22 protein-coding genes are annotated in these 26,589 nt (G+C 40.1%); 15 read left to right on the top strand and 7 right to left on the bottom strand.

Annotated elements, in window-relative coordinates:
- Positions 1 to 68: 68 nt before the first annotated feature.
- The 5 genes from LV83_RS17550 to tilS form a co-directional block, all read right to left on the bottom strand.
- Positions 69 to 2,774: a hypothetical protein gene (locus LV83_RS17550; RefSeq protein ID WP_111612867.1), complete on the bottom strand. Its 2,706-nt coding sequence runs from the start codon at positions 2,772 to 2,774 to the stop codon at positions 69 to 71.
- Between the two features lie 100 nt (positions 2,775 to 2,874).
- Positions 2,875 to 3,810: a malate dehydrogenase gene (mdh, locus tag LV83_RS17545; RefSeq protein ID WP_111612866.1), complete on the bottom strand. Its 936-nt coding sequence runs from the start codon at positions 3,808 to 3,810 to the stop codon at positions 2,875 to 2,877.
- 174 nt (positions 3,811 to 3,984) lie between these two features.
- The gene (locus LV83_RS17540) at positions 3,985 to 4,641 is read right to left on the bottom strand and encodes a hypothetical protein (RefSeq protein ID WP_111612865.1); all 657 of its coding nucleotides are present in this window, start codon (positions 4,639 to 4,641) and stop codon (positions 3,985 to 3,987) included.
- 36 nt (positions 4,642 to 4,677) lie between these two features.
- On the bottom strand, positions 4,678 to 5,193 hold the full coding sequence (locus tag LV83_RS17535) for a Crp/Fnr family transcriptional regulator (protein WP_111612864.1): 516 nt from the start codon (positions 5,191 to 5,193) through the stop codon (positions 4,678 to 4,680).
- Positions 5,194 to 5,196: 3 nt separating this feature from the next.
- A complete protein-coding gene (tilS, locus tag LV83_RS17530; protein WP_111612863.1) occupies positions 5,197 to 6,516 on the bottom strand; it encodes a tRNA lysidine(34) synthetase TilS in 1,320 nt (439 codons plus the stop codon).
- Between the two features lie 48 nt (positions 6,517 to 6,564).
- Between tilS and LV83_RS17525 the strand changes: the two genes are divergently transcribed.
- The 15 genes from LV83_RS17525 (at position 6,565) to LV83_RS17455 (ending at position 22,015) form a co-directional block, all read left to right on the top strand.
- Positions 6,565 to 8,214 carry an OstA-like protein gene (locus LV83_RS17525; RefSeq protein ID WP_111612862.1) on the top strand — a complete coding sequence of 550 codons (1,650 nt, stop codon included), beginning with the start codon at positions 6,565 to 6,567 and terminating at the stop codon, positions 8,212 to 8,214.
- Between the two features lie 159 nt (positions 8,215 to 8,373).
- On the top strand, positions 8,374 to 9,090 hold the full coding sequence (locus LV83_RS17520) for a T9SS type A sorting domain-containing protein (RefSeq protein ID WP_111612861.1): 717 nt from the start codon (positions 8,374 to 8,376) through the stop codon (positions 9,088 to 9,090).
- A gap of 67 nt (positions 9,091 to 9,157) precedes the next feature.
- On the top strand, positions 9,158 to 10,066 hold the full coding sequence (locus tag LV83_RS17515; protein WP_170124580.1) for an outer membrane protein assembly factor BamD: 909 nt from the start codon (positions 9,158 to 9,160) through the stop codon (positions 10,064 to 10,066).
- Positions 10,067 to 10,086: 20 nt separating this feature from the next.
- Positions 10,087 to 10,401, top strand: a complete 315-nt coding sequence (locus tag LV83_RS17510; protein ID WP_091698232.1) for a DNA-directed RNA polymerase subunit omega — start codon at positions 10,087 to 10,089, stop codon at positions 10,399 to 10,401.
- A 4-nt stretch (positions 10,402 to 10,405) separates the two neighbouring features.
- The gene (coaBC, locus tag LV83_RS17505; protein ID WP_111612860.1) at positions 10,406 to 11,614 is read left to right on the top strand and encodes a bifunctional phosphopantothenoylcysteine decarboxylase/phosphopantothenate--cysteine ligase CoaBC; all 1,209 of its coding nucleotides are present in this window, start codon (positions 10,406 to 10,408) and stop codon (positions 11,612 to 11,614) included.
- Between the two features lie 28 nt (positions 11,615 to 11,642).
- Positions 11,643 to 12,545: a type IX secretion system protein PorD gene (porD, locus tag LV83_RS17500; RefSeq protein WP_111612859.1), complete on the top strand. Its 903-nt coding sequence runs from the start codon at positions 11,643 to 11,645 to the stop codon at positions 12,543 to 12,545.
- 39 nt (positions 12,546 to 12,584) lie between these two features.
- Positions 12,585 to 14,237, top strand: coding sequence for a DNA repair protein RecN (gene recN, locus LV83_RS17495; RefSeq protein ID WP_111612858.1), 1,653 nt, complete (start codon positions 12,585 to 12,587; stop codon positions 14,235 to 14,237).
- An 86-nt stretch (positions 14,238 to 14,323) separates the two neighbouring features.
- On the top strand, positions 14,324 to 15,139 hold the full coding sequence (locus tag LV83_RS17490) for an enoyl-ACP reductase FabI (protein WP_111612857.1): 816 nt from the start codon (positions 14,324 to 14,326) through the stop codon (positions 15,137 to 15,139).
- A gap of 132 nt (positions 15,140 to 15,271) precedes the next feature.
- Positions 15,272 to 16,861, top strand: a complete 1,590-nt coding sequence (locus tag LV83_RS17485) for an amidohydrolase family protein (protein WP_111612856.1) — start codon at positions 15,272 to 15,274, stop codon at positions 16,859 to 16,861.
- Between the two features lie 74 nt (positions 16,862 to 16,935).
- A complete protein-coding gene (locus LV83_RS17480) occupies positions 16,936 to 17,736 on the top strand; it encodes an alpha/beta fold hydrolase (protein WP_111612855.1) in 801 nt (266 codons plus the stop codon).
- A 159-nt stretch (positions 17,737 to 17,895) separates the two neighbouring features.
- Entirely contained in the window at positions 17,896 to 18,348 is a 453-nt protein-coding gene (locus tag LV83_RS17475) for a MarR family winged helix-turn-helix transcriptional regulator (protein ID WP_111612854.1), read from the top strand.
- 74 nt (positions 18,349 to 18,422) lie between these two features.
- Positions 18,423 to 18,977 carry a YceI family protein gene (locus LV83_RS17470; RefSeq protein WP_111612853.1) on the top strand — a complete coding sequence of 185 codons (555 nt, stop codon included), beginning with the start codon at positions 18,423 to 18,425 and terminating at the stop codon, positions 18,975 to 18,977.
- Between the two features lie 51 nt (positions 18,978 to 19,028).
- The gene (locus LV83_RS17465) at positions 19,029 to 19,979 is read left to right on the top strand and encodes a ring-cleaving dioxygenase (RefSeq protein ID WP_111612852.1); all 951 of its coding nucleotides are present in this window, start codon (positions 19,029 to 19,031) and stop codon (positions 19,977 to 19,979) included.
- Positions 19,972 to 20,580 carry an alpha/beta hydrolase gene (locus LV83_RS17460; protein ID WP_111612851.1) on the top strand — a complete coding sequence of 203 codons (609 nt, stop codon included), beginning with the start codon at positions 19,972 to 19,974 and terminating at the stop codon, positions 20,578 to 20,580. The genes LV83_RS17465 and LV83_RS17460 overlap by 8 nt, the downstream gene beginning before the upstream one ends.
- A 238-nt stretch (positions 20,581 to 20,818) precedes the next feature.
- Complete coding sequence (locus tag LV83_RS17455; protein ID WP_111612850.1) at positions 20,819 to 22,015, top strand: ATP-binding protein; 1,197 nt, start codon at positions 20,819 to 20,821, stop codon at positions 22,013 to 22,015.
- Positions 22,016 to 22,286: 271 nt separating this feature from the next.
- On the opposite strand, the gene LV83_RS17450 is transcribed toward LV83_RS17455, so the two are convergent.
- Together LV83_RS17450 and LV83_RS17445 are read right to left on the bottom strand one after the other, a co-directional pair.
- Positions 22,287 to 25,316 carry an SbcC/MukB-like Walker B domain-containing protein gene (locus tag LV83_RS17450; RefSeq protein ID WP_111612849.1) on the bottom strand — a complete coding sequence of 1,010 codons (3,030 nt, stop codon included), beginning with the start codon at positions 25,314 to 25,316 and terminating at the stop codon, positions 22,287 to 22,289.
- Positions 25,313 to 26,542 (bottom strand): metallophosphoesterase family protein, encoded by a 1,230-nt coding sequence (locus LV83_RS17445; protein WP_211320500.1) that lies wholly within the window; start codon positions 26,540 to 26,542, stop codon positions 25,313 to 25,315. The genes LV83_RS17450 and LV83_RS17445 overlap by 4 nt, the downstream gene beginning before the upstream one ends.
- Positions 26,543 to 26,589 lie beyond the last annotated feature (47 nt).

Below are 26,589 nucleotides of genomic sequence, written 5' to 3'. Positions count from 1 at the left end.
GAGTAGAATCTGTAATTTTTTGCAAGGTAGCCATTCGTCGGCCCAAGCCAAAGAAAATTTGGTTCAGCTTAATCTGCTAATTGAAATTCTGTAAGTGTGGAGCCACTTATCGTCCTAATCAGATATTGACCTAGGGATGACTGATAGGTAATCTGTATTGTACCAGTACTTTCTAGCGGCATGGTGGTCTGAAGATTTCCACTCATATCATACAGGTAACAAAATCCTTGATTGAGATCAGTAACTGCAAATAATTGCCTGTCAGATCCGAAGTCAAAATATTGATAGATGAGATTTTCGTCAGACACGCGCGTGCTGAAGAGGTTTTTTTCACTTCTATCAAGAACGGTTACCTCGTTATACTGTCGTGAGATAAAAACAAAATCGTTTTGTTTCTGATCCGGCACAAGCAGGAATTCACTATCACGATCGTCCTTGACAAGTTGGTTCCTATATCCAATCTCCCCATTGAAGTTGGTATGTATTACCTCTCCATTTGCAGTAATCCCCACCAACTGGCTGGATCTAGACTTCGGGTCGCGCCAGGATATCAGCCCAGACGTGAAAGAATCGCCTAATTTGATCGAAGAACCCGCTTGGCTTTCGCCTCTTCGGTTAAAAAGCTGAAGAGCCCCATTTTCAGTCAAAGCCACCATGTAATCTCCTTTTCCTGGTACGCGATAATGAGCCGGTGCACCAATAGTTTTGGCTCCAATTCGATTTGGATCCCAGCCTTCCAGCTTGTCACCCGTCTTGTCTATTAAATATAAGTTGCCGGCTTCGGTACTGATGAAAAAGCGGTAATCTTTTGAGTTGCTATAATCAACTAAGTTGAGATGTGTGATTTTCTCTCCGTTTGCTCCCAAGGGATAGCCTGGAAGTGGAGTGCCTAGCCTATCAATTCCATAGATTTTATCAGCTGTAGCGACCAATAGCTGAAGCTTTCCATTTTTGTAGTAATCAATTTGAAAAGCATCTGAAACTATAGGGCCTGTAAGTTGCTCTGAATAAACTTCCTGACCAGCAGAATTGATTAAATGGAGAACATTGTTTTGGTCCTGTACCAATAAATCTTCCGTATTATCCTGATAGTTGATGATTGATTTTGGGCCATAGATTAACTGGTTTTCAAAGGAAATTCTATTGCTCGGCTGCAGAGAAATAGCATCAGTAGTTTCAATAGTCGGTTTGGAGCCACCATCATATGGAAAGCTGAGCGTCGCTTCTGTCTTGCCCTGTAGCTGGTTTATTTTAAAAGAAACCCAAGGGAAAGAAAGGAATGCCTCCGAATATTTCTGCAAGAATGAACTCCAGGATGGATTTGCCTTTTTTGTCCAAGTGTCCCAAATATTATCTGTGAGATAAATGCGACTAAAGCCGGAAGTTGGGCTCAGGTCCTTTTTCGCTTCTGGAGCTCTAGAAGATTTTCCCCAGGTACTTCCAGAAGTGATATCGTCCAGCATCAGCTTCATTGCTTGCTGAGAATTGGTGAAGATTAAAACATCATTTTCTGAAGTAATAAAAGTTTGCCCAAAGCCTGTGAATTTTCCACCAAATAAATGTGCAGGGAATTCTTCCTCTGAAAGGTAAAGAATCTCATGTCCTGAATAGAAATCCGACCCTTCGTCACTCTCGCTTTCTTGAAACTCTTTGAGTTGCTGTATAGCAAGATCTGCATCTCTAGTTCGAGCCAACAGCGCGAGGTTTTGATCAGCCCCTCCAGCATTTTCAAGATCCAGTAAATACAATTCTCCTGTAAATGAATCTAAAAATCCCTTGTCTAAGAGCTTGCGCTGAATGTCTCCACTAAAAGTCGCCCTCGCTGTAAAAGCGCGATTGGTGATTTTCTGAGTTTCATAGATACTCTCTAAATTAATCTGAGTCAGTGCAAGCGTACGAATGGAGATGACATCCTCGATGGCTGCAAGATTTGCCTGGATAGATGGGGTGAAATTAACATCTTCTTCATAAACCACCGGTCCTTTGAAAACCATCTGATTTTCTTCTAAAATAAGGTCCAAAGACACCACTCCAGGCATAATTTCCAAAGCATCAATTGTCGGGCTTTCCCTCAATCCACCTACACCTTTTAGCAGGCTGGATAATCCTTTGCCGTCAATGATAAGTCTACCTTGTGCATCGGAATTATAAGGGATAGTTTTTGCGAGGGAGTAAAAACTTAATTGGTCTTCATTGACATAAAAACGGATGGCTTCTTCGACTAAGAAGGAGGAAGATGATATCACCGCCAAATCTCCTAATAATGTAATGCTCCAAAGTCGATTATTGTCAGCATTATAATATTCCAATACATCCTGATCAGAGTATTTTCGAGATTGAAATCTAGATCCTGTTGGGATTCTTGATTCAATTTCTTCGATGAAATCTGTAGTAGTGGATGGATTGAGATTGATGGTAAAAAGTAGTTCGAATGTCTCAATACCAGTGGAATGAAGGCTGATGGTAGCTTGTTGGCCGTTTAGAGATTTTGCTATTTCGCCTGATCCTCCATTTAGGCTGTCTAAGGTAATGAGTTGGTCAGATAGTCTTTGAAAAGCTGGGAATGCTTTTAAAATTTCCCAAACCGGATCATTTACCAGTGTGTTCCATTGATTTGCACCTTCGTATGTTTCAAAGACAAAGACGGCATTTTGGCTGATTACTTCTAAGCTATTGATTCTGCGAGTTGAAAAGTAGGATTTGTAAACCCAGAAACCTCCTGCAGCTAGGAGTAAGGTGATAAAAAGTATAAGAAGGCTTTTCCAGATCTTCACAGGTTCAACGATGGTTCAGGCGGCATATTACAAAAATCAGACCTAAGAAACCTTCGCAAAAGCAAGAGAATCTCAGGTCTGATGTATAAATAAACTAGTTTTACTTACCTAGTTTGTTCAATACTTCCATCACTTCTTTCACATGACCTCTAGAAGTCTCAAGAAGCGCTTTTTCTTCAGCATTTAAGTCTAGTTCCAATACTTTCTCGACGCCGTTTTTGCCAAGAATTACTGGTACGCCTAGGTAGCAATCATCGATTCCGTATTCACCTTCTAGTTTGATACAAACAGGGAATACTCTTCTTTGATTTTTCAAGATTGCTTCTACCATTTGCGCAGCTGCTGATCCTGGAGCATACCAAGCAGAAGTACCCATTAGCTTTACTAGCTCTCCGCCACCGAATTTCGTTCTTTCGATGATCGCGTCCAGCTTGTCCTTAGCTACCAACTCAGTTACTGGGATACCAGCTACTGTAGTATAGCGAGGGAGAGGAACCATCGTGTCACCATGTCCGCCCATCAGGATGGCCTGAATCTCTTTTGGAGAAACATTCAATTCTTCAGCAAGGAAAGCTCTGTACCGCGCTGTATCCAAGATACCAGCCATACCGATTACCTTGTTTCTAGAAGTACCTGCAGTGATGTGTGCCTGATAAGTCATTACATCAAGAGGGTTTGAAACCACGATGATAATTGCGTTAGGTGAATGCTTAATTACATTCTCAGTCACAGATTTCACGATGCCAGCGTTGGTTTCGATCAAGTCGTCACGAGTCATACCAGGCTTACGAGGAAGGCCAGAAGTAATCACAACTACATCTGAATTGGCAGTTTTAGTATAATCATTTGTGCTTCCAGTGGTACGGCTATCGTATTGATTAATTGGTGCCTTCTGGAAAATATCAAGTGCCTTACCTTCAGCAACGCCTTCTTTGATATCGATTAATACAATTTCCTCAGCGATTTCACGATAAGCCAATACGTCTGCGCAAGTTGCGCCCACGTTACCAGCTCCTACTACGGTTACTTTGCTCATTAGATTTATAGATTTTTTATGAATTTTTTGCGTTAAAAAGCGGCGCTAAGATATTAAACAATGCCTAGTATCGGAAACCGAGTCCAGAATTCTTTGGAAGTAATTAAGGATTTTTGATGAATATCGTCGATTTACCTATTTAAGGTAATAGATTCAAAATTGGTGGTTCTCAATCTAGAAGTTTTCGTAGCCGAAGTTGCGGTTTTTATTTTTTTTCAATCTTTCTTGAAAGGTTTTCAATGTTAAAAAATAGATAAAAGGCATCAAAAGCAATTGAAATCCAACCGGAACGATAAATGGAATAAAAAAAATCTTTAGACTATAATTTACATAACCTAGCCAAGAAAGAAGTATAAATAAAACTACTCCACCAACTCCGTAAATCAGGATATATTTTAAGTATAAAAATGGATAAGTGAGGTATGTTGAATCATCTTTGATTTTACAAATAATTACAGGTCCTAAACCTCTTCCATAGCTAGTTTCAATGTTTATCTGAAAGATTTTTTCATTCAATCTCTTTATTTGAAGTTCATTACCATTTGTAAGTCTGTATTTCCCAGTCCCGTTGATTGAAATTTCCCGAAGGTGCCTTATCAGACGTCTTTTTTCTTCTTTTAGATTTTCAAGGTTTTTCGTTTTAACTATTCCTCCCTTTTTAGCTTCTCCTTCGACGATTTCTATAAGTGGAGATTGATAATTTCGGTTTTTTAAAAGTATTGCAGCTGCATGCCTGGCGTCGAAAATATATGACCTTGAATCCGCAGCAATTCTTTCTAACTCCAGGTTAGATTTGGAATTTAACTTTTCTAAAAATTGATCTCCGGGCATCTATTTATGTTTGAAAAAAAGCAAGTTTAAATTTCGTTATTCAAACATTTGACGCAGGCTAAAAAAGCCAAAGGATTCTCTGTAGGATCGGAATAGTCGCTGATTGTTTTGGTTATAGTATTCCGCAAGTGAAGTCATCATTTTTGCCTTGATCTTTGGATTGCTGTCAAAAATCTCCTGCATCGCAAAATGAGGGATTACAATCAGTTCTGCCTCATCTGACACTATTAATGCAGTGTAAGTTCTCTTGGCATTTTCGATCAACGAATTTTCTCCAAAGGCCTCACCTCGCTTGATTTCAAGAATCGTTTCAAAATTATCCTTGATGTCAATAGTTAGGGATATTTCTCCGCTTTTAACCAAATAAAGCGCCTGACTTGGATCCTTGCTGAAGAAAACCACCTCGTCCTTCACATACTTTCGATGATGCATAGCAGGGATAAATCGAGCCATTTCTTTTTCCTTCAAGTTTTCAAAAAACTTAATCTGCCCTAGAAAATGGAACATGTTTTCCTCAGCTTCAGTGTATGTTTTAGAAAATGGATTCCGCATTGCTTATTGCTTTTTTAGATAAAGTAATTTCCGTGTAGCTGCTGTTGATTTTACCCAATCAGCTATTCTATATCCAATTACCCAAGCTATTTGATCTTCTGAAATTAGTACTTTTATACCTCGTTTTTTCACCACAGGCACCTTTAAATCTATCAAAAAGTCAGAGACTTTCTTTGCATTTTTCATGCCAAGAGGAATAAACCGATCACCTTCCTGCCAAGTCCTGATCTCGAGTGGAAAACTCAAGCGCTCTAAATCGAGCATAGCATTTTGCCGACTTTTGTCTAATGCCTCTCGGCCGTCTAATTTTAGGAGTTCATACCTGCCTTCCGGTATGGTAAATTCAATGTCACTGGCTGAAATAGAAATCGATTCAAACTCACTAGGGATAGGTGCCAAAATCAATTGATCACGATCAATATTTAGCAGATGTGTGCTGCTTTCGAAGAGTTTTCCAGATTCACTGAATTGACAAGTCTCTAAAATATCTTGCGCTTGATCAGAATTGAAACCGTATGGTCGAAGCCAAAAATACAGTAGGGAAGATGCGCCTGCATGTCGTAGAAGGTCCTGTGATGAAAGAATTTGAAGATCATCAGATTCTTTGATTTTCTCAGATTTCCAATTGTCAAAGAGTGCAGTAAATGCCTTTCCAGTATCTTTTAATCTTTCAAAGCTGTTTAGCAGGTTTGATTTTGCATCATCGCCAACCTCATAAAGTGCAGGTAAACTAATATGGCGAAGTTTGTTTCTCTTATAATCAGTCTTTTCATTTGAGCTATCTTCCCTCCATTCGATCTGGTTTTCCAAGATATATTCTTCAATTTCTTTTCGGCTAAATGGAAGCATGGGGCGGATCAACCAACCTCGGCGATCTGCCATTCCATAAATACCTTCTATACCAGTTCCTCGGAGTAAGTTTAGAAATATTGTTTCAATTTGATCGTCCTCGTGATGAGCAGTGATGATCCCGGCTAATTTTCTTTCTGATCTTAACTTTTCAAACCAAGCATAACGAATCTCTCTTGCCGCCATTTGCGTAGAGATATTTCTTTCTGATGCGAAAGCATAGGTATCAGCATGATGTACATGGAAAGGTATCTCAAGTGTTTTAGCCCAATTTCTTAGAAATTCTTCGTCCTGATCACTTTCCTCACCCCTTAATTGAAAATTAACATGGGCTATTTCAAAAGGTATTTCTGCTTTGGTAAGAAGATTGCCTAAGCACATGCTGTCTATTCCGCCACTACTAGCTAATAGGTAGGTTTTGGTGGGATCTAAAATTGATTTGTTCCGGATATGCCGGATAAAAGCTTCAACCATTGATCAAAAATATCATTTTCTACTAATTTTGCCCACATTCGTGCCGCTATGACTTCAGCCCTCTTTCGTATTTCCTTTATCCTTCTGACTTTTTGGGTCATATCATTTTCTTCTCAAGCCCAGGAAACATCGGTTTTGGAGATTAACGGCGCGGGTGAGTTGATCGGCAGTGACGGATATGAAAGGTTAGTAGGAGATGTAAAGATGAAGCATCAGAACTCGCTGATCTATTGCGATTCTGCACATTTCTTTAGATTGGAAAACAAAGCACGTCTATTTGGGAATGTGAGAATAGTGGATACGGAAGATCCTGTGCAGACTACCAGTAGATATGCTGAGTACGATGGGAATACTAAGCTTGCTAAGCTCCGAAATAATGTAGTTTTCACGAATCAAAAAACTACGTTGACCACTGAATACCTTGATTATGACCGTGAGGCGAACATTGCATATTATTTCAATGATGGAAAAGTAGTGGACTCTGTAAATGTGTTGACTAGTCAAAGAGGGACTTATGAAGTAACTATTGAGAAAATTACTTTCAAAAATGATGTGGTTCTAGTCAATCCTGACTACACCATGAAGACCAATGATTTGATTTATTTGACCATCCCTAAGACGGCTGAGACCAAAGGGTTGACCAACCTGATATCAACAGAAGGGAATACGTTGGATGCTCAAAATGGCAGTTTTTATGACACGCAAGGCAAGAAATTCAGGTTTTATGAAGGGGTTGTAGAAACAGAAACAAGCCGGATTAAGGCAAAAGAGCTATTTTACAGTGAGCTTGACGCCTATTATGAAGGCAAAGAAAATGTAAGCGTACTCAATAAAGAACGTCAAGTTGAAGTATTTGGAGATGTAGGAGAGTATTGGGATGAGCGAAAATATAGTTTAGTCCATGGGAATGCACTGGTAAGAAGGTATTTCGAAAAAGATACACTCTACATGGCCTCAGACTCCTTGATATCACAGGATGGAGAGGCTGATTCTATGAAATATTTACTGGCATTTAGGTCAGTTAGATTAGTAAAATCTGACATGTCCGGAGTAGCGGATTCCTTGGTTTATAATTATGCGGATTCTTCCATACAGCTATTTAAAAGCCCAGTAATGTGGAATCAAAAAAGCCAAATCACCGCAGATAGTATGGTTTTTTACATTGCAAATGAAGAACTCGAGCGTGTCTTTATGAAAGATAAAGTATTCGTCATCACTCAGGATACCATAATGAACTTCAACCAGATGAAGGGTAGAACCATGGATGGGTATTTTAGAGAGGGGCAAATGGACAGGATTGATATTGAAGGCAACGGAGAATCCCTCTATTTCGCTTTGCAAGCAGATACCATATCTCAGGGGATCAATAAAACGCTGAGTGCTAACATCAAGCTCAGGTTCAAAGATGGTGCGATTCAGCGGGTAACCTATGGAATCAAACCTGATGGCAAGTTCACCCCCTTACAACTCATTACGGAAGAAAATTCCAGATTAGAGGGTTTCAACTGGAGATTCGAAGAAAGGCCTACACTAGAAGATATTTTTTTGTGGAGAAAGCCTGACGAAATAGATCTTGATGCAGAAAATTTATTCAATGAACCGGATATAGAATTGATTCTGCCTACGGAAGAGGATATCCGAAAATCACTGGAAAAACGTGGTTGGAAACCAGAAAAAAAGATTCCATCACGGTTGTAGGCTTTTCCAGGTTTAAGCTAACGCACAAGTAGCTGAAAAATTTCATTAGGGTTAACAGATTTTAACCGCATTTTTATCTAAATACATAGCCATTGGTATAATTTTGTCCGTATATTGACTACAGTTACTATACTAAAGGCGTATCGATAAAAACTCTACATGAAACGATTACTCATATTTTTTACATGGCTTTGGCTGTTGGCTCCCGTATTTGCGGAGGCCCAACAGGTGCGTGTGCTGAGTGATGGAGTTGAGTTTCGTGGAGATTTAGGTTCGACAAAACGCAAAACTATTATCCTTCAAAACGAGTCCAATCAAGTAAAGACTTACCTTTTGAAAAGCCTACGTGGAAATATAGGGTCCTCCCAGAAGGTTAGTATTTGTATTGGAGATACATGTTACGACCCGAAAAAAGACTTAGCCAAAATCAAATTGAAATTGGAGCCAGGTGAGCTTCTCACAGATTTGTATTTAGTATTTGATATGGGAATAGCTGAAACGAGAGGATCTTTTGATTTATCATTTGTCAATGAGAGCAATTTAAGAGATCTGTTTGTCGTTGAAGCTAGGTATGAGGTTGATGATCCATCAGACAAAGTTGATGAGTTTGATTATAAGGATATCGTGCTTAGCGATGTCTATCCCAATCCTAGCGTGAGAATTGCCCAGTTTGATTATAACATCAAAAACAAATCGGTTAAGGCGAGAATATCGATAAATAGCTTTATTGGGAACCCAATAGCAGACTATGAACTAGATCCCGAAAGGAGCACGCTTCCAATTAATGTTGCAGACTTCAATCCTGGAATTTATTTCTACACCCTTTTCTTGGACAATAAAAATATTGTGACCAAGAAGCTCGTTGTCAAGAAGTAAGACTTGACTATCCAGCTAACATCCATTTGAATCCGAATTATTATCCCGTATATTTGCGGTCTTGAAAATGAAAATGCGCGTACAATCCATTCTATTACTACTTATTATACTTGCTACAAGTTCTTGTGGCCCATTCAATAAGCTTGAAAAGAGCACGAATTGGGAAGAGCTGTATGCAGGTGCCAACAAATATTATCAGGAAGGAGAATACAATAAAGCTATTATCCTGTATGACAAAGTGTTGCCAGTTATCAGAGGTAGTGAGAAAGCTGAGTTAGCAGATTACAACTATGCTAATTGCCATTTCAAGACAAAAAGATACATTGAGGCAGCTGGATATTTCAGTAATTTCTATAGAACATATAATAGGAGCCCTCTTGCTGAAGAAGCGTTATTTATGAATGCTTATTCCCTTTATTTGGATGCTCCGGATGCGAATCTTGATCAGCAGAGTTCACAGGAAGCAGTTTCTGCAATACAGCAGTTTGTGACCAAATTTCCAGCATCTGCAAGCTATGAGCGTGCAATGGAAATGCTAGTTGATTTGCAAGGAAGATTTGAGCAAAAAGCTTACATGGAGTCATCCATGTATTACAGACTCAAGGACGGTTTGTATCCAGGTGATTATTACCGGGCATGCATTATCAACTTTCAGAATTTCATGAAGGATTATCCAGATAGTAAGCATAATGAAGAACTTGCTTATAAGCTGGTTGAGGTAAGTACAGGCTATGCCGAGAATAGTGCTTTCCTAAAAAAGAAAGATAGATTAGATGATGCTCTAGGGTTTGCAACTTCATTTTATAGAAGATATCCGAATAGCGCTTTTACTGGGAAGGTGAAAGAAATTGAAGAGAAGGCCAAAGAAGAATTAGTCTCTCATTCAATTCTTTTGGCCGATTACAACGAGCGACTGGCTGAGCAAAAAGCGAGAGCATTAGAGAATAAGACAATAGAAGAAGTAGAAATAAAATAGAATTATAATCAAACAAGAATATGGCAATTAATCCATCAATCATTACAAGAGATCTTGATAAAATCGCTGATAAAACAGAGAATATCTACGAGTCTCTTCATATTGTAGGCCAAAGAGCAAAGCAAATTTCTAACACTTTGAAAGAGGAGTTGAATATTAAGCTTTCTGAGTTTGCTTCTACTGTTGATAATTTGGAAGAGGTATTTGAAAACAAAGAGCAAATTGAAATCTCCAAGTTTTACGAAAGAATGCCGAAGCCAAGCACATTAGCTATGGAGGAATTCATGGAAGGCAAAGTGTACAGCAGATTCCCAGAAGAGCCAACGGCTGAATAATTCTATGAGCCTTAAGGGTAAGAAAATTATCTTAGGAGTAACAGGTAGCATTGCTGCTTACAAATCCGCTTTTCTTACTCGATTATTAACTAAAGCAGGAGCAGAAGTGCAAATTATTATGAGCACTTCTGCTTTTGACTTTATTACACCGCTCACTTTATCTACGCTTTCCAAGCGACCTATCTTAAGTCAATTTCAAAAAGATGAAACAGGAGTTTGGAATAATCATGTGGAGCTAGGATTATGGGCGGATTTATTTTTAGTAGCACCTATTAGTGCTAATACCCTCGCGAAGTTCGCTAATGGTATTTGTGACAACTTGCTTTCTGCTACCTATCTATCAGCTAGATGCCCTGTCATGGTAGCACCGGCGATGGATTTGGATATGTTCCAGCATCCTTCGGTAGAATCAAATATTAGGAAATTAGAGTCTTTTGGAAATATTATTCTTGATGCGGAAGCAGGAGAATTAGCAAGTGGTTTGTCGGGCAAAGGCAGAATGATGGAGCCAGAGCATATTTTAGCTAAAGTTGAAGAATTCTTTGTCGTAAAGTCCGATTTCAAAGGAAAGAAAGTACTTATCACCATGGGACCGACACAAGAGGCGCTAGATCCAGTACGTTATATCAGTAATCACTCGAGTGGGAAAATGGGGGTTGCATTGGCAAATGCATTTCTTTCCAGAGGAGCGGAAGTTTTTGTTGTATCTGGCCCGATCTCGTTGAAAGTAAACAAAAGTAACTTTCATTGGCAGGATGTGAAATCAGCAAAAGAGATGTTTGAAGTAGCATCAAAAATCCATAATCAAATGGATATTTGCGTTTTTGCTGCTGCAGTCGCTGATTATGCACCAGCAGAAATTGCCCCTGAGAAAATAAAAAAAAGTGATACAAAACTTTCTATATCTCTAGTCAAAAACGTAGATATCGCAGCGAAGCTTGGTTCAAATAAAAAGCAAAATCAAGTTCACATTGGCTTTGCTTTAGAGACGGAAAATGAAGCTGAAAATGCCCAGTCCAAGTTAGCAAAGAAAAATTTTGATATGATTGTTCTCAATTCAATGAAAGAATCTGGAGCAGGATTTCAAGTGGATACGAACAAGGTACATATTTTTCATGCTTCTGGATTTGCTGTGCAGTCAGAGGTTGAATCAAAAAATAAAATAGCAGCGCTTATTATTGATCAAATCAAAAATATTCCAGTTTGGGTGTGAGCGTAGATATTTCCTTATTTTTAAGTCTATGAAGAAAGGAATTTTCCTCTTACTCCTGTTTTGCTATTCTTTCATTGGCTTTTCTCAAGAGCTCAATTTTACAGTGATCATTAATAGTGATCGTGCTAGGATTCAAAATACCAATGTTTTCGAGCAGATGAAGACTAGTTTTGAGCAATTTCTTAACGGAAGATCTTGGACAACAGATGAATTTCGCCCTGAAGAGCGTATCAAGGGAAATTTATTGATCACGATCAACGATGTGCCACAGGTTGGAACATATAATGCAACCGTTCAAATTCAGACGGTAAGGCCAGTTTATGGCACGAATTACGAGAGCTTGGTTTTTAATTTTGCGGATAGAAATTGGAGTTTTGACTACATCGAGTCCCAGCCGCTTGAATTCAATCGATTTACCTTTTTAAACAACATAAGTTCACTACTCGCATTCTATGCTCAGATAGCTTTAGGCTTAGATTATGACACCTTTGAAAGTCGGGGTGGAAGTGAATTCTTTGCGGCAGCAAATGATATAGTAAATAACGCTCAGCAATCAGGAAGACCTGGCTGGACCCAGAGTACCTCTGATCGTCGAAATCGATATGCTTTAAATAATGATATATATACTTCTTCTGTATTTTCAGTGATACGTGATGCATATTATTTGTATCACCGTCAGGGGTTGGATATTCTGCAGATAAGTCCAGAGGAAGCTTATGAAAATATCTTGGAAGCTGTGCGAATATTGGCAGAAGCAAACAAAACGCAGCCAAATGGAATATTTACTATTTCATTCATGGATGCCAAAAGTGACGAAATTACGTCAATTATGAAAAATGCTTCTTTGGAGATTAGGACAGAAATTGTCGAATTACTTCTTGAAGTTGATCCGAATAATGCGAGAAAGTATAATGAGCTGCTGAAAAGCTAAGCTCGATTTTTTAGTTTTGCCCAAACGAAATCATTACACATGCTCAAATCTCTCAGCATTTCTAATTATGCTCTGATAGACCAGCTGCATATGCAGCCAAGTTCTGCACTTAGTATGATTACCGGCGAAACTGGCGCAGGTAAATCAATTATGTTGGGTGCGGTTGGCTTACTTTTAGGGAATAGGTCTGATACTAAAGTCCTACTTCATGCAGATAAAAAATGTGTCATTGAGGGAGTTTTTGATGTGGCAAACTATGGGTTGAAGGAGTTCTTTGATCTCGCTGAGTTAGATTACGAACCGACCTGTATTATTAGAAGGGAAATCAGCCCGGCTGGTAAATCCCGTTCATTTGTCAATGATACGCCTGTCCTTTTAGATTCATTGAAAACTCTAGGTACTTATTTGATGGATGTGCATTCCCAGCATGACACACTGCAGCTAGGAGAAGGGAGCTATCAGCTTAGCTTAATAGACGCATTTGCCCAAACTCAGGATGAGCTTAAACAGTATAAATCCGATTTTAAAGCCTTTCAAAAAACCCAAAAGTCATTTAATGAACTGAGTAAAAAGGCTGTTGAATTGCAAAAGGAAGCTGATTTTAATCAATTTCAGTTGGAAGAGCTGAGTGTCCTAGACTTGAAAGAAGGAGAACAATCCGAGTTGGAGTCAAGCCAAGAGATCCTAGAGAATGCTGAAGAGATCAAGCTGAAAATCAATGAAATGCTTAATCTATTCCAGGATGAGCAATTCGGTATTTTACAGGGAATGTCTCAAATCCAACATGGAATGCAGTCTCTCGAGAGACTTGCGCATGTTTTTGCAACGCTGAAAGAACGATTTCAAGCTGTCAATATTGAATTAAAAGATATCGAAGAGACACTTGGTGATGAGGAAAGTAAGGTTGAGGTTGATTTTGAGAAGCTCGATGAAACTCGAGATAGGTTAAGTAAGATCTATCAACTGCAGAAAAAGCATGGAGTAGCTACTGTAGAAGAGCTAATGGAGCTGGAAAGAGAGCTGGCAGATAAAGTCTTTCAGGTTCAAAATTTGGACGATACTATTGCTGCCGCAAAGCAAGAATTGGATCAGGCGAAGATTCATGTTGCCAATTCAGGAAAAGCTCTTCGCAAGAAAAGACAAGGAAGTTTTAGTGATTTTCAGAAGTCTCTCGAGGCATTACTGTCAGGATTAGGGATGGAAAATTCCAAAGTAGTCATGGAGCATAAATCCATTGAACCTACAGTAAATGGATTGGATGAGATTGAATTGCTGTTTTCTGCAAATAAGGGGTCCTCTCCGCAACCGCTTAAAAAGGTAGCCTCAGGAGGAGAGTTTTCCAGGTTGCTTTTTGCGATTAAATACTTAATGGCTGATAAAATGGCTATGCCTACATTGATTTTTGATGAGATTGACACAGGGATTTCAGGTGAGGTAGCTCTAAAAATGGTAGGAATGATGCAGGATATTTCTAAAAAACATCAAGTGATTTGCATTACCCATTTGCCGCAGGTTGCTGGGCAAGGAGATCTACATTATTTTGTTTACAAAGACAATTCCTCTGAGAAAACCGTCAGCAAAATCAAGTTGCTGGATCAGGAAGAGCGAGTGCTAGAGCTTGCCAAAATGATTGCTGGGGCATCTCCATCTGCTTCGGCGATAGAAAGTGCTAAGGAATTGCTTCGCCGTTAATTGCCGCCACGGCTTAAATGCAAGGCTTGAATGATTATTTTTTCCTATTTTTGAACAATAATTTTTGAAAATAACCCCCTAGCTATATGCCAGATAATTTGCTAAAAGGAAAACTTGGAATCATCACCGGTGCTCTTGACGAGAACTCAATTGCGTGGAAAACAGCGCTTAAAGCGAAAGAGCAAGGAGCAAAATTTGTTTTGACAAATGCTCCAATCGCAATGAGAATGGGTGCCATCAATGACCTTGCAAAGGAATGTGATACCATCGTTATTCCTGCGGATGCTACAAGCACTGAAGATATCGAGAAACTTTACACAGAAGCCAAAGAGTATCTTGGAGGAAATTTTGATTTCCTTTTGCATTCCATTGGCATGTCCCCAAACATTAGAAAAGGGAGATCCTATGGAGACCTAAACTACGATTGGGCCATGAAATCATACGATGTGTCTGCAATCTCTTTCCATAAGATGATGCAAGTGGCTGAGAAGCAAGATGTCATGAATGAGTGGGGATCAATCATCGGTCTTTCCTATATCGCTGCTCAGAAAGTATTCCCTTTCTATACAGACATGGCTGACGCAAAAGCTTTGTTAGAAAGTATCGCTCGAGGTTATGGGTACAGATTTGGTAAGCTCAAGAAAGTGAGAGTAAATACCATTTCTCAGTCTCCAACCAAAACCACAGCAGGAACAGGTATCGGAGGATTTGATTCGTTTTATAATTTTGCAGAATCTCTTTCTCCTTTGGGAAATGCTTCAGCCGAAGCCTGTGCAGAGTATATCGTGACGATGTTCTCTGACTATACTAGATTAGTAACAATGCAAAACCTCTTCCATGATGGAGGATATTCCTTTACTGGGATTTCTGAAGACATCATGGAAAAGTTTAAGGATTTATAATTTCCACCAACAATCCTCGAAAAAGCCCTTTGGAAACTCCTTAGGGCTTTTTTGTGCTATAATTTTGTCAGTTATTCGCTTTTATCTGATTCTTTTTCACTTAACTTAATGATCTGAATAAGACTTTCTCCTATGAATAAAAGACTTTTACTCCTCGCCATTTTTGGCCTTTTCATTTCCTTTCCTACTTTTTCCCAAATAGAATCTGCGCCAGATCGTAATGAAGGTGACGGCCAATATGGACGCTTGATCCTAAGAGGAGTGATCTTAATCGATGGTACCGGTGCACCGCCAGTAGGTCCTGTAGATATTGTTGTGGAGAAAAATAGAATAGCCCAAATCCAGGTGGTTGGTTATCCTGGAATGCCAATCAATGAAAATCGCAGGCCAAAAGCTGGCCCCGACGATAAGGTTTATGAGTTGGAAGGGCATTATTTACTGCCCGGATTTATAGATTCTCATGGACATATAGGAGGCAGTGGTCAGGGCACTCCGGCTGAATATGTATTCAAGCTTTGGATGGCACATGGAATTACTACGATTAGAGACCCTTCAGCTGGCAATGGGTTGGATTGGGTGCTTGATCAAAAGAAGCGATCTGCAGCAAATGAAATCACCGCTCCTAGAATATTAGCCTATACAAGTTTTGGTCAAGGAGCAAAAGCTCCGATAACTAATGCGGAGCAAGCAAAAGCCTGGGTCAATGAAAATGCCAAGAAAGGAGCGGACGGAATTAAGTTTTTTGGAGCCAATCCAGAGGTAATGGAAGCTGCAATTTCGGAAAACAAGAGAATTGGACTTCGCTCTGCTATGCACCATCAGCAGTTGGACGTAGCTAGGTGGAATGTGTTGAATTCAGCTAGAGCAGGTTTGACATCCATGGAACACTGGTACGGATTGCCGGAAGCACTCTTTGAAAATCGTACCATTCAGGATTTTCGATTGGACTATAATTACCAAAATGAGCAGCACAGGTTTGCTGAAGCTGGTAAACTTTGGAAACAAGCCGCACAGCCTGGATCTGAACATTGGAATAAAGTGATGAATGAATTGCTTGAATTAGATTTCACCTTAGATCCCACTTTTAATATTTATGAAGCCAACCGTGACATGATGCGCGCTCGCACGGCTGAGTGGCATGAGGTATATACGCTCCCGTCACTTTGGAGATTCTATGCTCCTAGCCGACAGTCTCATGGCTCTTATTGGTTTGATTGGACTACAGAAGAAGAAGTTCAGTGGAAGGAGAATTATCAGCTTTGGATGACTTTTGTAAATGAGTATAAGAATAAAGGCGGTAGAGTGACCACAGGTTCGGACTCTGGTTTTATCTATCAGCTGTATGGGTTTGCTTTCATCCGTGAACTTGAATTGCTACGCGAAGCTGGTTTTCACCCATTGGAGGTTCTTCGCTCTGCTACTTTATATGGAGCGGAATTGCTTGGAATGGAAAAGGAGATTGGTTCCGTAGAGGTAGGAAAGTTGGCTGACTTCGTGATTCTTGAAGAAAATCCTCTACAAAATCTGAAAGTCCTTTACGGTACTGGTGCGATCAGGATAGATGAAAATAATAACCCTATCCGAGTGGGTGGCGTAAAGTATACAGTGAAGGACGGGATAGTTTATGATGCTAAAAAACTTTTAAAGGATGTAAAAGTTATAGTAGACAAGCAAAAAGAGTCAGAAAGCTTTTCTATTAAGCAGCCTGGGTTAGATTGGTAAACTAATATCAGATTAAATTTTAGAATGTTCTGCTTTCACATTCGGGATTAGCAGGTTTTAAAACAAATAGTAGAATGCCCCAAATCAATGTAAACGGAGTCGAAATTTTCTACACGGATCAAGGAATTGGAGAGCAAACTATCGTTTTTTCCCATGGGTTACTTTGGAGTCACAAGATGTTTGCTGATCAGATTGATTTTCTTCAGACACGATTTCGAGTAATTGCCTATGACCATAGAGGGCAGGGCCAGAGTGAGGTAAAGGGGCCTTTTGATATGGATACGCTGGCTGAAGATGCCGCTGCCTTGATCAAGGTATTGAAAATTGGTCCAGTTCATTTTGCAGGACTTTCAATGGGAGGATTTGTAGGAATGAGGCTAGCCTCTCGATATCCAGAATTGATCAAAAGCCTGATTCTACTTGGTACATCTGCCAATGCTGAACCTGTAGAAAATCTCCCCAAATACAAAACACTCAATGGAATCGTGAAATGGTTAGGCGTCGTGCCACCTGTAGCGAGTAAAGTGATGAAGATTATGTTTGCGGATAGCTGGCTTAACGATCCTCTTAACGCTCAGAAAATTGATTTTTGGAAATCTGAGTTGAAAGCAAATAAAAGAAATGTCACTGGGGCTGTAGAAGGAGTAATTTATAGAAAGGGGATAGAGCACGAGTTAGGAAATGTCACTTGCCCCACCATGGTGATTGTCGGCGATGAAGATGTAGCAACCAAGCCCTTAAAATCAAAGTTTATTCAAATGAGTATTCCTAAGTCTAAACTTCATAGAATCATAGGAGCTGGCCATAGTAGTTCCATAGAAAAGCCAAAAGAAGTCAATCGTCTGATAGGAGACTGGCTGATTGAAAGAAGTTGATTTTCCAGATGGAGATTTACTGCGTCTAAAAAAATAATTATTTAATGCATTTAAGGCTTCATTTGAGGCCTTTTCTTATTTAGAGTATTTTTTTTTTTTGCTTTTTGAAACCTTTTACTACATTTACATGTATATACATTAAATACAAAAACAAAAGTTATGGGGAGCCTAGAAGAAGCAATCAAGCAGAAGGAGTTCAAAGACCCCTATAATAAATTAGTGGTCAACCTTCTTTACACGCATAGTTATTTGGTGTCAGCACAAAACAAGATTTTAAAGCCTTTTGATCTTTCCCCAGAACAATTTAATGTGTTAAGGATTTTGAGAGGTCAAAATGGAGTTCCGACTACGGTGTCTTCTATACAAGATAGAATGCTTAATAAAATGTCAAATGCTAGTCGCTTGGTCGATAAACTGAAAATAAAGCAACTGGTGGAAAGAAGAGAATGTCCTGCAGATCGTCGTCAAGTTGATATTGTGATCACTGATAAAGGATTAAAACTATTAAGTGACTGCCAGACTTATATGGAAGGCTTTAATAATGAGGTTGTCAAATTATCTGAAGATGAGGCGATTTTGATGAGTAATCTCTTAGATAAATTACGAGGCTAAAAAATTTTAAACTAATACGTGTCTATACAATTAATATCAATACAAATAAAAACTAAACTAAAACAGCAAAAATTATGAGCACTACAAAATGGATTATCGACCCTACACACTCTGAAGTATCTTTCAAAGTTAAACACTTGGTTATCTCTACAGTAACAGGTTATTTCAGGTCATTTGAAGGTTCTGCAGAAAGTACATCTAAGGATTTTGATGGGGCAGCAGTTTCATTCTCTGCAGATATTGATAGCATTGATACTAATCAGAAAGACAGAGATAATCATTTGAAGTCTGGAGATTTCTTTGATGCAGAAAATCATCCTAAATTGACTTTCTCTGGAAAAATCAAGAATGAAGGAGGAGATTATAAATTAGTGGGTGACTTGACTTTGAGAGAAACTACAAAAACTGTAGAATTTGGAGTTGACTTCGGTGGAGTTGCAGGTGATCCTTACGGACAAACCAAAGCAGGCTTTGAAATCGAAGGTAAAATTAATAGAAAAGAATTTGGTCTTACTTGGTCAGCAGTGACTGAGGCAGGAAGTGTAGTAGTAAGCGATCAAGTTCGTCTACACTTAAATGTACAATTAGTACAGCAGCAAGTAGAAGAATCAGTTGAAGTAAACGGATAATCTAAAAGCTGCCTCTTGGCAGCTTTTTTATTTTAAAAGAAAGGAAATTCAATGCAACCATTAATCACTGGTATCCATCACATCACCGCGATTGCTGGAAACCCACAAGCAAATATTGATTTTTACACTGGAATTCTCGGGTTGAGACTGGTGAAGAAGACTATCAATTTCGATGCGCCGGGAGTTTACCATTTCTATTTTGGAGATGAGTTGGGTAGACCAGGCACAGTATTTACCACTTTTCCATTCACTGGTGCCCGTAAGGGTTCCAAAGGAGCTGGAGAAGTGACTTACACAGCCTTTTCTATTCCTTCAGGATCTTTGGATTATTGGATAGATCGCTTGAAAAAATACGGCATTGCTGTTTCAGATGTACTAACTCGCTTTGGCGATAAGCTGATTCGCTTCGAGGATCATGACAGCATGGGAATTGAGTTAGTAGCAAATGATCAGGATGAACGGACTGGCTGGTCCTATGGGCAAGTGCCAATTGCTCATTCCATTAAAGGTTTCTATGGAGCTACATTAAATCTGCGTGCTAAGGATTTGACTGAAAAGTTACTTACAGAGCATATGGATTATCGATTCATAGGTGAGGAAAATGGCAGATACCGATACGGGACTGCAGGCAAGCCTGGGGATATAGTGGATATTGTAATAGATAAATCTGGAAGCCGTGGAATGCAAAGTGCAGGCACAATTCACCATATCGCATTTAGAACAGATAATGCAGCGTCCCAACTTCAGGTTCAGGAGATTTTGATGAGAAATGGCTATCAGGTGACCGAAGTAAAAGATAGAAATTACTTTACTTCCATCTATTTCCGTGAGCCAGGTGGAGTTCTTTTTGAAGTCGCAACCGATGAGCCTGGATTTTCAATTGATGAGGATGAAGCCCACTTGGGCGAGTTGATTAAATTACCGGACTGGGCAGAGCCAAACCGTGAGAAGTTGGAAGCTAGCCTAACTCCAGTTAAGCTAAATGTAGCATCCTATGACTAAAATTAAAACAGCAGGAGTTCCATTGAATCAAGCCCAGAAAGCTGCAATACTGCTTCATGGACGAGGTGCAAATGCAGATAGTATTTTGGGACTTTCAAAGTATCTTAAGTTAGAAGAATATGCGCTTTTGGCTCCAGAAGCTGAAGAAGGCTCTTGGTATCCATATAGCTTTATGGCTCCTGATGAATCGAATAAGGTTGCTTTAGCCGCTTCATTAGAAATAATTAAGACTGCTTGGAAACAAATTGTTGATTCAGGAGTTTCTGCTGAGCATGTCGTCTTGATTGGGTTTTCCCAAGGTGCATGTCTAAGCCTAGAGTTTGCTGCGCAAAATGCTCAGAAACTAGGCGGAGTAATTGCCTTTACCGGTGGATTGATCGGGGAAAAGGTTCAGTCTGATAAATATTCTGGTGATTTTGGAAATACTAAGATCTTTATTGGCAGCAGCGAAAAAGATTTTCATGTGCCACTTTCCAGAATAAATGAATCAGAAACCCTACTGAGCAGGATGGGTGCAAAAGTGAAATTGTCGATTTTCAAGGATTCCAATCATACTATCCGTCAGGAAGAAATTGATTGGGTAAATGGGAATATATTGTAAATAGGTTTTCTTAATTCGAAAAATCCTCTGGCAGTTTGTCAGAGGATTTTTTTATGACCAAAATTTTATGGTTCAAGTTTAATTTTTTTACTCATCCCTACCATTTTTTAAGACTGAAATGAATGAAAATTGGCTTAATAATTATATCATAAGAGTCTGATATTAAAATAAATAGGTGGTATTTTATAAATTTACTCAATATAATGAGTAAATTTACGCTGGATAAAAAGTAAAGAAAATGAGTTATCAGCGATCAGAAAAAATCCAAATTCAAAAACGTCTTCATGATGAGCCTCGGTTGTTCATTCAGGTGATATATGGCCCTAGGCAGGTAGGAAAAACCACCCTCGTTCGTCAAATCATGAAAGATATCAATTGGCCACATACGCTGGTGGCGGCTGATGCGGTGCCGGCTACAGATAGGCTTTGGATAGCCCAGCAATGGGAAAATGCACGGATGAAGCAAAGCTCTGCTACCGAAGTCCCTTATATTTTGGTTATCGATGAAGTACAGAAAATCGATAACTGGAGCGAGCAAGTCAAAGCCGAATGGGATAGAGATACCGCCGAGGAGCGTGATATTAGAGTTGTGCTGCTTGGTTCATCGCGCTTAATGCTACAGCAGGGTCTGACTGAATCATTGGCTGGTAGGTTTGAGTCCACCTACCTGGGACATTGGTCTTACAAGGAAATGAAAGAGGCTTTCGGGCTTTCTCCTGAAGAATTCATCTGGTATGGCGGCTACCCTGGCGCTATTCTGCTGAAGGAGGATGAAGACCGCTGGAAGAATTATGTCCGTGATGCACTCTTAGAGACCAGTATTTCGAAGGATATTCTGATGTTGACGCGAGTGGACAAACCAGCACTGATGAAGCGCCTATTTGAGATAGGCTCATCCTATTCAGGTCAGGTGCTAAGTTTCACCAAAATCATGGGGCAGCTGGCAGATGCTGGTAATACCACCACACTCTCCAATTATCTGGAACTTCTGAATGAAGCAGGATTGCTAAGTGGGCTGGAGAAATATAGCCCAAACTTAGTGCGGAAGCGATCCTCAAGTCCCAAGTTCATGGTTCATAATACCGCCATCATGTCAGGAATTTCCAACGAAACTGTAGATACATTACAAGCTGACCATCGGGCCTGGGGTCGATGGGTGGAATCTGCCGTGGGTGCGCATCTGGTGAATCAATCCTTCAAGGAGCGAAAGCTGCAAATCTATTATTGGCGAGATGGAAATGATGAGGTGGATTTCATAGTAGAATATAAAAAGCGAATCATTGCCTTGGAAGTAAAGACTGCAAAAGTCGGAGGACTGGCAGGGATGAATGCTTTCACCAACACCTATCATCCCGAAAAATCCCTGGTCATCGGTACAGATGGTATTCCGTGGGAGGAGTTCTTGCAGATGAATGTGCTAGATTTATACACTTAAAAGACAGCTAATTGGCTGTCTTTTTTAGTTTTTCACCGCTGAGTTCACGAAGGTTTTGCAGAGACTGCTGATTTTTAGTAAAACACATATAATAGTTTGCTCTTAAGTATGAAATGCAGAGCTTTCCTTCATTATTTTAAGCTCTAATATGGAATATTTATCCTTAAAAATTATCCTATAAGTATTTGATATTCAATACAATTTGGCTGTTTTTAGAATTTTACTCAATGTACTGAGTAAATTTACTCATTAGATTGAGTAAAATCTGAAACTAGAATGAATAGCTCACCTGAGAGCCCAGCTCGGGATCGAGTTCCACATTAGCAAATACCCCAATTTCCTGCTGAAGATCTTCCACGTGAGAGATGATTCCGACGATTCGATTCTCATGACGCAGGGATTTCAGCGTTTCAAAAACCACCCGCAGTGCATTTTTGTCCAAGGCTCCGAAACCCTCGTCCATGAAGAAGAAGCTCTGATCTGCCTGATTGAGTGCTTTTACTTTTTCTGCCAAAGCCAAAGCCAGACATAAAGAAGCCTGAAAAGTCTGACCTCCAGAAAGCGTTTTCAGCAAGCGCTTTTTGCCTCCGTTAAGGTAGTCGATCACCCAAAAGGTATTGTTGTCATCGATCTCCAGACTTAGCCTGTTTTTGCAAAGCTTCATAAAACGCACATTGGCCGTGTTGCAAAGCTCCTTCAGGTAAATCGAACTTACAAACTTCACGAATCCACTGCCTCGAAACATATTGTCCAACTCCTTGAGGTAACTTTCTCTAATCTCAAGTTTGGCGAAGTCAGCCTGCAAACTTCTCTTTTCGGCTAATTTCCCAATGGCTTCCTGTATTTCTTTGTCCAGCAATAAGACTTGGTTTTGGAAGGTTTCAGCGTTGGTTTTCAAGCTTTCGAAGGAAGTGATAAGCTCCTGGAATGCTTGCTCCTGAAATTCAGAAACACCTCTTTCAGCCTCCAATTCCTGTATTCTATTCTCAGCAATGTCATGCTTACGGTCAAAGTCAGCAATGTCCCGAGCAACCTTCTCCGCATCAAGGGAATGCTGAAATAAGCGGATCAATCGTTCTTCATCCTGAAATCCATGTTGGGTTTTCAACGCTTTAAACTCAGCTTCAAGCTTTTCCAACTTCACAGAACTTTCGTCCCGAAGCTTGGTGAAACTGGATAAATCGGCCAGGTTTTTATCCGACCCACTGCGTTTTTCACGCAAGTGTTTTTGCTTTCCATCAAGTGCTTGAATTGCTTTTTCAATATCAGACTCAACTCCTTCAATGGTTGCCGTGATAGCCTGAGAGTCTTTCTGGAAGTATTTCTTACAGAAAGCCATATCTCTGATTTCTTCTTTCTTAGCCGAAATATTGCTGAGGACGGATTGTAGTTTTAGCTGTGCCTGTTGCAGGTCTTTTTCAGATTGATCAATCAAAGCCCGATCAGCATCCCAGTTTTTGCGATGGGTTTTGACGCTTTGGATTAGCCTTTCCCGAGCTAGACTACTGTGCTCAATGGATTGGATTTTCGCCAAAAGATTCTCGTGAGAATTAATGCCTTCCTTTAAAAGAGAGGATTTGATCGCACCTAGGTTTTGTTCTGTGGTCTGCAATTCATTCTGAATCGTAGCAGCGGTTTTTTGATGATTTTCCAGGTGAAAAATCAATTCATTGTGTGAGGTTTTGGAAGTCTGAATCTGCTCCAATACCTTCTTCGCTTGGTGAATTTGCTGGTCTTTTGCTGACAAAGCACTGCTCCCATCGCTTTCAAGTGGATTGGGATGCTCCACGGCACCGCACAAGGGACAGGCTTCACCTGCATTGAGCAGATGAACATGCGCCGCAAGGCCTTGCTTTTGCATCAAGAGATCCCGCTGTTTTTCCAGTTCTTGAATAGAAGATTTCTGAGCATTTTCCCATTTTTCAAAGGAGCCATCCTTAGCAGGAATAGTGTCTTTTAAAGCTTCAAGTTTTTCGTTGATGCGATCTACTTCCTTAGCTATTTCAATCTCCTCAGATTGAAACTTGCTCAATTGACTTTCGAGGTTTTTCCAGTCTTTTGCCGTGCTGATGAGATTTGCTAATTGCGAACTGTCTGTAGTTTCGAATTTTTCAGCTTCACTTTCCAACTCGGCTATTTTGGCTTCCAGTGCTTTCTGTGCTTGTTTTTTAGCTTCAATTATCGGTTGCAAACTGAGTAACTTGTTATTTGCTAGTTCTCGCTGCGACTCTAGGGACTGGATTTCAATGACTTTTTTCAAATCACGGATTTTGCTTTCCCGCTGTGGTCTCTCCTGATTTTTCTGTTTTAGCTCTGCTTCCTGCGCCTCCAGTTCTTCGATTTCTTTGGCAAACTCCAGTTTGAAGCGCTCACAATCAATCACGCTGACTTTGTACTTTTCTAGATCAGCGCTGGTATCTCGGATATTATCCCACACTGGCCTCAGGTGCGTTTTTGCTTTGATGAATTCAGCATGAAGCTGGCGCTGTTTTTCTATTTCTGGACGTTGAATGTTCAGGCTTTCTCGCTCTGCCTTGAACTTGGATAATTGTTGGTTTTTAGCCCGTAGGTTTTCTTGAAGACGTACGTCAGTTTCAGCATTTTTCAGCTGTTGCGAAGCGTCAGTAGCCTGGGTTTTAAGTTGGGTAAATTGACTTTGCTTTTCGTCCAGACCTTCTTCAGAGAATGCTTCCAATCCTTGTAATTGCGTTTCCAAACGGATTTTCTGTTCTTTTACAGCTTTGAGAAGCGTGCCTGTTTTGAAGGAAAGATCGAAGCGTTCCAACCCAAAAAGCTCCTTCATCATCTTGGCCTGATCAAGTGGCTTTTGATCAATAAACTCCCGGAATTTCCCTTGAGGAATGATCACCGTTTGCTTGAAATGCTCTTTTTTCATGCCGACGATTTCCTCGGCTCGGGCAGTTATTGGTTCCCAGTTTCCGTCAACTTTCTCATAGAAAGTATGCTCTGCCGGCTTGATGTCCTCAAAGTTCTTCGAGTTTCTCTTTGCAGAATACCGCGCTAAATAGGTTTTTGCATTGTTTTTCCCTGAGCTGAATTCAAAGTTCAAAAGTAGATGATCAGACTGCAGATTGACCATGCTGTTCTTTTCCCCCCGATCAGAAAGGCGCTCAGTACTTCCATAAAGTGCCAAAAGAATTGCTTCTAAAATTGAGGACTTTCCAGATCCTACAGCTCCAAAAATCCCAAACAAGCCCGCTGCGGTGAGTTTGTCAAATTCAATCGTCTGCTTCTCTTTGTAGGAATACAATCCCTGAATGTCAAGTTTAATAGGAATCATGCTTCGTCGTTTTGGCTGATGACTTCTTTAAAAATCGCGAGTAATTCCTCGTTTGGCTCTTGCCCTTTGTCACTTTGGTAGAAAAGTTTGAAGAGACTTTCCATGTCTTTACCAAGGTCTTCCACTTGCAGGCTTTGATTTTCTCTTCCCAAAGGATTTTTGATCTGAGGAATCAAAATCACAATTCCATCATGCGCTTTCATAATTGCTTTTCGCGTTGCCGCCTCGATCGAGCTTTCCGTCACATAGGTCAGTTCCACAAAACAACAGGGGTTTTCCTCCAACCAAACTATGGTATCGGGTAAATTATCAAAGCTTTTGCGATAAAGTGGTCTTCCTTCTTTTAAGCCGACTGGTGTATACGTAACTGGTTTTCCAGGTTCAGCTTGGATGATCACCACTTGCTTTTGCTGATCAGCTTCGCTGAAAGAGTAGGCGAGGGGCGAACTGGAATAAACTACAGGGCAATGCTCGTGTCCAACCGAATGATAGCGATGCAGATGCCCCAATGCTGCATACTGAATTTGAGCGGGGATATTTCTGGTGAAAAGTGCCTGTGTGCCGCCTACATGAAGAATCGGTCGCTCGGATTCAGGTTCTGGATCTGGTTTCTCTCCTTCTTTCATAAAGAAAAAGTGCCCAGCGAATAGATTTACTCCTTGCTCATTACAATATTGATCTGCGATTTTCTTCCAGTTTGCTCCCATCACATTGCGGAATTCTTCCTCACGATCTCCTTCTCCTAGGTAAGTTTTCATGGAAACTTCATTTGCATAGGGTGCCAAAATCACCCGAATAGGAAAGTCAATTTCAGGCAGTCTCATTTCCACAAAGCCTTCATCAGATTGTGTGATTTCTATGCCATTGTCCAGTTTCCCGATTGGGATGATCGTGTCGTATTTTCCATAGAAAAAGATCCCCATCTCCCGAGCTAGCGGATCTGGAGCTTCGACAAACTGCGTGCTGTCATGATTTCCAGAGATGGCAATAATGGGTCTTTTGCCTCCTTTAGAAAGTCTTCGAAGCGATTTGTAAAGCAACTCAACTGCTTCATGACTGGGATTGAAAGTATCAAAAATATCTCCTGCCAATAGAATCAGATCCACATTTTCCTGATCAGCAATCTGCTGGATTTCTTCCAAAACCAATTTTTGCTCGTCCAGTCTGGAGAATTCCTGTAGCCTTTTTCCCAAATGCCAATCTGCGGTGTGGAGGATTTTGATCATATCGTATCTAAAAATGAATGAAGAACTAAATTACTTCAGTGAATGAC

The sequence above is a fragment of the Algoriphagus yeomjeoni genome (assembly GCF_003259505.1).
Lineage (GTDB): Bacteria > Bacteroidota > Bacteroidia > Cytophagales > Cyclobacteriaceae > Algoriphagus > Algoriphagus yeomjeoni.
The sequence above is the reverse complement of the archived record's forward strand: the minus strand, read 5'-3'. Positions and strand labels throughout refer to the sequence as shown.

Bases quoted from the DNA above. Each gene is read 5' to 3' on its own strand.
- LV83_RS17485 (WP_111612856.1), top strand. From the start codon at position 15,272: ATGAATAAAAGACTTTTACTCCTCGCCATTTTTGGCCTTTTCATTTCC.
- LV83_RS17525 (WP_111612862.1), top strand. From the start codon at position 6,565: ATGACTTCAGCCCTCTTTCGTATTTCCTTTATCCTTCTGACTTTTTGG.
- LV83_RS17510 (WP_091698232.1), top strand. From the start codon at position 10,087: ATGGCAATTAATCCATCAATCATTACAAGAGATCTTGATAAAATCGCT.
- LV83_RS17490 (WP_111612857.1), top strand. From the start codon at position 14,324: ATGCCAGATAATTTGCTAAAAGGAAAACTTGGAATCATCACCGGTGCT.
- LV83_RS17520 (WP_111612861.1), top strand. From the start codon at position 8,374: ATGAAACGATTACTCATATTTTTTACATGGCTTTGGCTGTTGGCTCCC.
- LV83_RS17470 (WP_111612853.1), top strand. From the start codon at position 18,423: ATGAGCACTACAAAATGGATTATCGACCCTACACACTCTGAAGTATCT.
- LV83_RS17465 (WP_111612852.1), top strand. From the start codon at position 19,029: ATGCAACCATTAATCACTGGTATCCATCACATCACCGCGATTGCTGGA.
- LV83_RS17455 (WP_111612850.1), top strand. From the start codon at position 20,819: ATGAGTTATCAGCGATCAGAAAAAATCCAAATTCAAAAACGTCTTCAT.
- LV83_RS17475 (WP_111612854.1), top strand. From the start codon at position 17,896: ATGGGGAGCCTAGAAGAAGCAATCAAGCAGAAGGAGTTCAAAGACCCC.
- LV83_RS17460 (WP_111612851.1), top strand. From the start codon at position 19,972: ATGACTAAAATTAAAACAGCAGGAGTTCCATTGAATCAAGCCCAGAAA.
- coaBC (WP_111612860.1), top strand. From the start codon at position 10,406: ATGAGCCTTAAGGGTAAGAAAATTATCTTAGGAGTAACAGGTAGCATT.
- LV83_RS17540 (WP_111612865.1), bottom strand. From the start codon at position 4,641: ATGCCCGGAGATCAATTTTTAGAAAAGTTAAATTCCAAATCTAACCTG.
- porD (WP_111612859.1), top strand. From the start codon at position 11,643: ATGAAGAAAGGAATTTTCCTCTTACTCCTGTTTTGCTATTCTTTCATT.
- LV83_RS17535 (WP_111612864.1), bottom strand. From the start codon at position 5,193: ATGCGGAATCCATTTTCTAAAACATACACTGAAGCTGAGGAAAACATG.
- recN (WP_111612858.1), top strand. From the start codon at position 12,585: ATGCTCAAATCTCTCAGCATTTCTAATTATGCTCTGATAGACCAGCTG.
- LV83_RS17515 (WP_170124580.1), top strand. From the start codon at position 9,158: ATGAAAATGCGCGTACAATCCATTCTATTACTACTTATTATACTTGCT.
- LV83_RS17450 (WP_111612849.1), bottom strand. From the start codon at position 25,316: ATGATTCCTATTAAACTTGACATTCAGGGATTGTATTCCTACAAAGAG.
- tilS (WP_111612863.1), bottom strand. From the start codon at position 6,516: ATGGTTGAAGCTTTTATCCGGCATATCCGGAACAAATCAATTTTAGAT.
- LV83_RS17445 (WP_211320500.1), bottom strand. From the start codon at position 26,542: ATGATCAAAATCCTCCACACCGCAGATTGGCATTTGGGAAAAAGGCTA.
- mdh (WP_111612866.1), bottom strand. From the start codon at position 3,810: ATGAGCAAAGTAACCGTAGTAGGAGCTGGTAACGTGGGCGCAACTTGC.
- LV83_RS17480 (WP_111612855.1), top strand. From the start codon at position 16,936: ATGCCCCAAATCAATGTAAACGGAGTCGAAATTTTCTACACGGATCAA.